General features: G+C 71.1%; 7 protein-coding genes. 5 read left to right on the top strand and 2 right to left on the bottom strand.

Translation table 11 applies throughout. From position 1 onward, the window contains the following. Positions 1-119: 119 nt before the first annotated feature. Positions 120-1,265: a 4-hydroxyphenylpyruvate dioxygenase gene (hppD, locus tag ACIQPQ_RS35915; protein WP_383779156.1), complete on the bottom strand. Its 1,146-nt coding sequence runs from the start codon at positions 1,263-1,265 to the stop codon at positions 120-122. A 125-nt stretch (positions 1,266-1,390) separates the two neighbouring features. Between hppD and ACIQPQ_RS35910 the strand changes: the two genes are divergently transcribed. The 5 genes from ACIQPQ_RS35910 (at position 1,391) to ACIQPQ_RS35890 (ending at position 5,659) form a co-directional block, all read left to right on the top strand. Then, positions 1,391-1,879: an Lrp/AsnC family transcriptional regulator gene (locus ACIQPQ_RS35910; protein WP_383779158.1), complete on the top strand. Its 489-nt coding sequence runs from the start codon at positions 1,391-1,393 to the stop codon at positions 1,877-1,879. A 22-nt stretch (positions 1,880-1,901) separates the two neighbouring features. Then, positions 1,902-2,549: an ABC transporter permease gene (locus ACIQPQ_RS35905; RefSeq protein ID WP_401312714.1), complete on the top strand. Its 648-nt coding sequence runs from the start codon at positions 1,902-1,904 to the stop codon at positions 2,547-2,549. Continuing rightward, complete coding sequence (locus tag ACIQPQ_RS35900; protein WP_401312711.1) at positions 2,542-3,780, top strand: betaine/proline/choline family ABC transporter ATP-binding protein; 1,239 nt, start codon at positions 2,542-2,544, stop codon at positions 3,778-3,780. The genes ACIQPQ_RS35905 and ACIQPQ_RS35900 overlap by 8 nt, the downstream gene beginning before the upstream one ends. After that, a complete protein-coding gene (locus ACIQPQ_RS35895) occupies positions 3,777-4,604 on the top strand; it encodes an ABC transporter permease (protein WP_401312708.1) in 828 nt (275 codons plus the stop codon). Before ACIQPQ_RS35900 ends, ACIQPQ_RS35895 begins: the two co-directional genes overlap by 4 nt. Before the next feature lie 173 nt (positions 4,605-4,777). Beyond that, positions 4,778-5,659, top strand: coding sequence for a glycine betaine ABC transporter substrate-binding protein (locus tag ACIQPQ_RS35890; RefSeq protein WP_401312734.1), 882 nt, complete (start codon positions 4,778-4,780; stop codon positions 5,657-5,659). Between the two features lie 30 nt (positions 5,660-5,689). Here ACIQPQ_RS35890 and ACIQPQ_RS35885 read toward each other — a convergent pair whose 3' ends face one another. Then, positions 5,690-6,481, bottom strand: a complete 792-nt coding sequence (locus ACIQPQ_RS35885; RefSeq protein ID WP_401312705.1) for a S16 family serine protease — start codon at positions 6,479-6,481, stop codon at positions 5,690-5,692. Positions 6,482-6,486: the final 5 nt, after the last annotated feature.

Here is a 6,486-nt window from a genome sequence, read left to right as displayed (position 1 = left end):
CCTCCGCCTTGCAGCTGCACGCACCACACCCCGCTCACCGGCACTCACCAGGCACCCAGGCCCGAAGCCGGCATGATCCAAACGACAGACCCTAGCCGACCGGGCGCCGGGGGGCGCGGCTACAGGTTGCCGCGCTTCTCCTGCTCGCGCTCGATCGCCTCGAAGAGGGCCTTGAAGTTGCCCTTGCCGAAGCCCATCGAGCCGTGCCGCTCGATCAGCTCGAAGAAGACGGTCGGGCGGTCCTGGACCGGCTTGGTGAAGATCTGGAGCAGGTAGCCGTCCTCGTCGCGGTCGGCGAGGATCTTCAGCTCGCGCAGGGTGTCGACGGGGACGCGGGTGTCGCCGACCCACTCGCCGAGGGTGTCGTAGTACGAGTCGGGGGTGTCGAGGAACTGGACGCCCGCGGCGCGCATCGTGCGGACGGTCTGCACGATGTCGTTGGTGTTGAGGGCGATGTGCTGGACGCCCGCGCCGCCGTAGAACTCCAGGTACTCGTCGATCTGGGACTTCTTCTTGGCGACGGCGGGCTCGTTGATCGGGAACTTGACCTTGAGGGTGCCGTCGGCGACGACCTTCGACATCAGGGCGCTGTACTCGGTGGCGATGTCGTCGCCCACGAACTCCTTCATGTTCGTGAAGCCCATGACCTTGTTGTAGAAGCCGACCCACTCGTTCATCCGGCCGAGTTCGACGTTGCCGACGCAGTGGTCGACGGCCTGGAAGGTGCGCTGGGCGGGCGGCTCGACGATCGGCTGCGCGGCGGCGAAGCCGGGCAGGTAGGGGCCGTCGTAGTCGCCGCGCTCGACGAGGGTGTGGCGGGTCTCGCCGTAGGTGGCGATCGCGGCGAGGACGACGGTGCCGTGCTCGTCCTTCAGCTCGTACGGCTCGGCGATCGAGCGGGCGCCGTGCGCGAGGGCGTAGGCGTACGCGGCGCGCGCGTCCGGGACCTCGATGGCGAGGTCGACGACGCCGTCGCCGTGCTCGGCGACGTGCCGGTCGAGGAAGTGGCCCCAGTCGGTGGCGGGCTTGATGACGGAGGTGAGGACGAAGCGGGCGGAGCCGTTCTCCAGGACGTAGGAGGCGGTCTCGCGGCTGCCGTTCTCCGGCCCGGCGTAGGCGACGAGCTTCATGCCGAACGCGGTGGAGTAGTAGTGCGCGGCCTGCTTGGCGTTGCCCACCGCGAAGACGACCGCGTCCATTCCCTTGACCGGGAAGGGGTCGGCCTGCCGGGCGGTGTCGGGAGTGAGGTCTGTGGTCTGCGTCATGCAGGCAGCGTGACCCCACCCTGCAAGGTGCGCAATAGTTCTCGCATTCACTGGGCAGTCTGCTCAGTCATACGGCGGTACTGGCGGGCTTTCTGTACAGGGTGACCATCGTGGAGGTGGTGCGGATGGGGATCGATCAGCTGGACGGGCGGATCATCGTGCTGCTGGCCAGGGAGCCGCGGATCGGGGTGCTGGAGATGTCCCGGCGGCTGGGGGTGGCGCGGGGGACGGCGCAGGCGCGGCTGGACCGGCTTCAGTCGAACGGCGTCATCCGCGGGTTCGGTCCCGAGGTCGATCCGGCGGCCCTCGGCTACCCGGTCACCGCGTTCGCCACGCTCCAGATCCGGCAGGGCCAAGGGGCCGACGTACGGGCCCACTTGACGTCCGTGCCGGAGGTGCTGGAGCTGCACACCACGACCGGCAGCGGGGACATGCTGTGCCGCCTGGTGGCCCGCTCCAACGCCGATCTCCAGCGGGTGATCGACCGGGTTGTCGGTTTCGATGGCATCGTCCGGGCCTCCACCGCGATCGTCATGGAGAACGCCGTCCCGCTGCGGATCATCCCGCTGGTGGAGCAGGCGGCGGCGGAGGGCCGGGAGCGGGACGGGAGCTGACCGGCGACAGGGGTGAGGACGTGTGAACTTCTGGGAGTACGTGAGCCAACAGCACCAGCAGCTGTTCACGGACGCCTGGCAGCACGCCAGCGCCGTCTTCCAGTGCATGGTCCTGGCCACCCTGATCGGGGTGCTGATCGGGGTCACCACCTACCGCAGCGGCTGGGCGGGCGCGCTCGCCACCACCGCGACCTCGACCCTGCTGACCGTGCCGTCGCTGGCGATGATCGGTCTGCTGATCCCGGTCGTCGGGCTGGGCGTGCCGCCGACGGTGATCGCGCTGACCCTGTACGGGCTGCTGCCCATCGTGCGGAACGCCATCGTGGGGCTGCGCGGCGTCGACGCCTCTCTGGTGGACGCGGCCACCGGCATCGGGATGTCCCGGCTGGCCCGGCTGGCGCGGGTCGAGCTGCCGCTGGCGTGGCCGCCGATCCTCACCGGCATCCGGGTCTCGACGCAGATGCTGATGGGCATCGCCGCGATCGCCGCCTACGCCTCCGGGCCCGGTCTCGGCAACGAGATCTTCCGCGGCCTGGCCTCCCTGGGCAGCAAGAACGCGCTGAACCAGGTCCTCGCGGGCACCCTCGGGATCATCGTGCTCGCCCTGCTGTTCGACGCGGCGTACGTGCTGCTCGGGCGCCTGACGATCCCGAGGGGGATTCGTGTCTGACACCGCCACGCACGGCGCGACGATCGAGCTGGAGAACCTGTCCAAGCGGTATCCGGGCAGCGCGCAGCCCGCCGTGGACGGCGTGAACATGGAGATCAGGGCCGGGGAGACGGTCATCTTCGTCGGGCCGTCGGGCTGCGGGAAGTCCACCACCCTCAAGATGATCAACCGGCTGATCGAGCCGACCGGCGGCCGTATCCGCATCGACGGCGAGGACGTCACCGACATCGACCCGGTGAAGCTGCGCCGCAAGGTCGGCTACGCCATCCAGTCCTCCGGGCTCTTCCCGCACATGACCGTCGCCCAGAACATCGCCCTGGTGCCGAAGATGATCGGCTGGTCCAGGACCCGCATCCGGGACCGGGTGGAGGAGATGCTCGACCTGGTCGGCCTGGACCCCGGCGAGTTCCACGGCCGCTACCCGCGCCAGCTCTCCGGCGGCCAGCAGCAGCGGGTCGGCGTGGCGCGGGCCCTCGCGGCCGATCCGCCGGTGCTGCTGATGGACGAGCCGTTCGGCGCCGTCGACCCGATCACCCGCGACCACCTCCAGGACGAGCTGATCCGGCTCCAGCACGAACTGCACAAGACGATCGTGTTCGTCACCCACGACTTCGACGAGGCGATCAAGCTGGGCGACCGGATCGCGGTACTGCGGGAGCGCTCGCACATCGCCCAGTTCGACACCCCGGAGGCGATCCTCACCAACCCGGCCGACGACTTCGTCTCCGGGTTCGTCGGCGCGGGCGCCGCCCTGAAGCGGCTGAACCTGACGCGCGTGCGGGACGTGGAGATCACCGAGTACCCGACGGTCACCGTCGACGACCCGCTCCAGACCATCTTCAACCGGCTGCGCTCCAGCGGCACCAACGAGATCCTGCTGCTGGACCAGCGCGGGCGGCCCTACAAGTGGCTGCGGCGCGGCGACCTGATGCGCGCCAAGGGCTCACTGGCCCGCGCGGGCACCCTGGTCAGCGACACCGTCACCCGCGACGCCACCCTCCGCGACGCCCTGGAGGCGGTCCTCACCGACAACACCGGGCGGGTCGCGGTGACCGGGCGGCGCGGCGAGTACACGGGGGTCGTCGACATGGAGACGCTGCTGAACTCGGTGCACGAACTGCTGGAGGCCGACCGGCTGGAGGCGCTGGAGGCGCAGGCCGAACTGGCGGAGTCCCGCAGCGCGCAGACCCACGCCGCGCAGGAGGGCCCGGCCGGGGAGGCCGTACGGTGACCGCGCCCGAGCTGGACCCGCCGCGCGAGGCGCCCCCGGAGGCGGAGGCGACGCGACCGCCCGCCCCGCCCCCGCCGCCCCGGCGCTCCCGGCTGACCTGGCAGCGGCTGACGTTCCTGCCCGCGTTCCTGGTGGCGCTGCTGCTGGGCACCTGGCTCTGGTTCCAGCAGGCCGACCTGGACCCGATCTCCGAGAACGCGCTCTCCGACGGGCAGGTGTCGAAGGCGCTGTGGCAGCAGGTCGAACTGACCGTGATCTCCACGTTCTTCGTGCTGATCATCGCCATCCCGGCGGGCATCCTGCTGACCCGGCCCCGGCTGCGCCGGGCGAGCCCGGTCGCGCTCGCCGTCGCCAACGTCGGCCAGGCCACCCCGGCGATCGGCCTGCTGGCGCTGCTGGTGATCTGGCTGGGCATCGGCCGCCGCGCCGCCCTGATCGGCATCATCGCCTACGCCGTGCTGCCCGTCCTCTCCAACACCATCGCCGGGCTCGACGCCAACGACCCGACGCTGCTGGAGGCGGCACGCGGCATCGGCATGTCCCCGGTGGGCGTACTGACCCGCGTCGAACTCCCGCTGGCGGTCCCGCTGATCCTCGCCGGGGTGCGCACGGCGCTCGTCCTCAACGTCGGCACGGCGACCCTGGCCACCTTCGGCGGGGGCGGCGGCCTGGGCGTGCTGATCACGGCGGGCATCACCAACCAGCGGATGCCGGTCCTGGTGCTGGGCGCGATCCTCACCGTGGCCCTGGCCCTCCTGGTGGACTGGCTGGCCTCCCTCGCCGAGGTGCTGCTGCGGCCCCGGGGACTGGAGGCGACCCAGTGACGGCGGGCGCGGGACGGGGTGCGGCACGGGTCGGCGGCGTGCGGCGGGGTGCGGGTGTGCGGCGGGACGGAGCCGTACGGCGGGGCCGGGGTGCGGGTGTGCGGCGGTGGGTGGCCGGGGCCGGGGTGCTGGTGCTGACGGCGGCCGGGTGCGGGCTGACCAGCGGCTCGCCCATGGTCGACGACGTCTCCCCCGGCTCCATCGGGAAGGGCGAGCCGCTGGACGGCGCCCATCTCACCGTGACGGCCAAGGCGTTCACCGAGAACCTGATCCTCGGCGCGATGATCGGCATCGCCTTCCAGGCGGCCGGGGCGGAGGTGCTGGACCGCACCGGCATCCAGGGCTCCATCGGCAGCCGCGAGGCGATCCGCAACGGCGACGCGGACGCCATGTACGAGTACACCGGCACCGCGTGGATCACGTACCTCGGCAACAGCGAGCCGATCACCGACCCGCAGAAGCAGTGGCAGGCGGTGCGGGACGCCGACGGGAAGAACGGCGTGACCTGGCTGCCGCCGTCCCGCCTGGACAACACGTACGCGCTGGCCATGAACCAGGCGAACTTCAAGAAGTACCGCACCCGGACGCTCTCCCAGGTGGCCGCGCTCTCCAGGTCCGACCCGTCGGCCGTGACGCTGTGCGTGGAGAGCGAGTTCGCCAACCGCGCGGACGGACTCTCCGGCATGCAGAAGGCGTACGGCATGAAGGTGCCGTCCGGCCGGATCACGCAGATGGACAGCGGGATCATCTACACCCAGGTGCAGAAGGGGAGTTGCACCTACGGCGAGGTCTACACGACCGACGGCCGGATCGCGTCCATGAACCTGGTGGTGATGGACGACGACAAGGACTTCTTCCCCAACTACAACGCGGCGCCCGTCGTCAACTCCAGGACGCTGAAGAAGTGGCCCGCGATCGCGGGTCTGCTCGACCCCATCACGAAGAAGCTGGACAACAAGGTCGCCCAGGACCTCAACGCCCGCGTGGACGTGGACGGCGAGGACCCGCACCAGGTCGCCCTGGACTGGATGAAGGCGGAAGGGTTCGTGAAGTGACGTACGTGGTGCGGGAGTTGGGGCCGTCGCTCAGCAGCTCGGGACGCGGCCCGTGCCCTTCGCCAGCGCGACGAGCGCGGCGACCGCGCCCTTGAGGGTGGTGACCGGGATCAGCCGCAGGCCCCGGGGCAGGTTGGCGCGCGCGTCCCCGCACTCCGCCTTCGGCACGAGGAAGACGGTCGCCCCGTCGCGGCGCGCGGCCTGCGTCTTCAACGCGACCCCGCCGACCGCGCCGACCCTGCCGTCCGGGTCGATGGTGCCGGTCCCCGCGATGTCCCGGCCGCCGGTGAGGTCGCCGCCGCTGCCGTCGCCGTCGAGCTTGTCGACGATGCCGAGCGAGAACAGCAGCCCGGCGCTGGGGCCGCCGACGTCCGCGAGCCGCAGGGTGACGTCGATGCCGTCGTCCGTGCGGCCGAGGTAGCGCAGGGCGGCCTCGGTCGCCGCGTCCTGCGACTCCTCCATCTGCTCCGTGTTGTGCCGCTCGATCTCCTTGACGTCACCGCCGGTCGGATAGACCGAGTCGCGCGGCATGACCGCCTGGTCGGCGCGGAACCAGCTGTCGACGACGTCGCCCAGCGAGACCCGGGTGTCCGGGTTGGTCGCCTCGATCGTCGTCATCCGCAGCTGACCGGTGGTGTCCCGGACCGGGGTGCCGGAGATCGTGATGACCGGGGTGCCCTTGTTCTCGCCGAGCACGTCCGCCGTCAGCCCCGGCTGCGCCACCGAGAACGGCAGCGGCGCGAACCCCGCGGTGACCAGCAGCGCCACGAACGGAACGGCACAGACGGCGAGGGCCCGGGGGCGGGAGAGACGAGAGAGCACGGGGT

It is taken from the genome of Streptomyces sp. NPDC091281, assembly GCF_044757425.1.
GTDB lineage: Bacteria > Actinomycetota > Actinomycetes > Streptomycetales > Streptomycetaceae > Streptomyces.
Note: the sequence above shows the minus strand (reverse complement) of the source record. Positions and strands in the feature narration are given on the sequence as shown.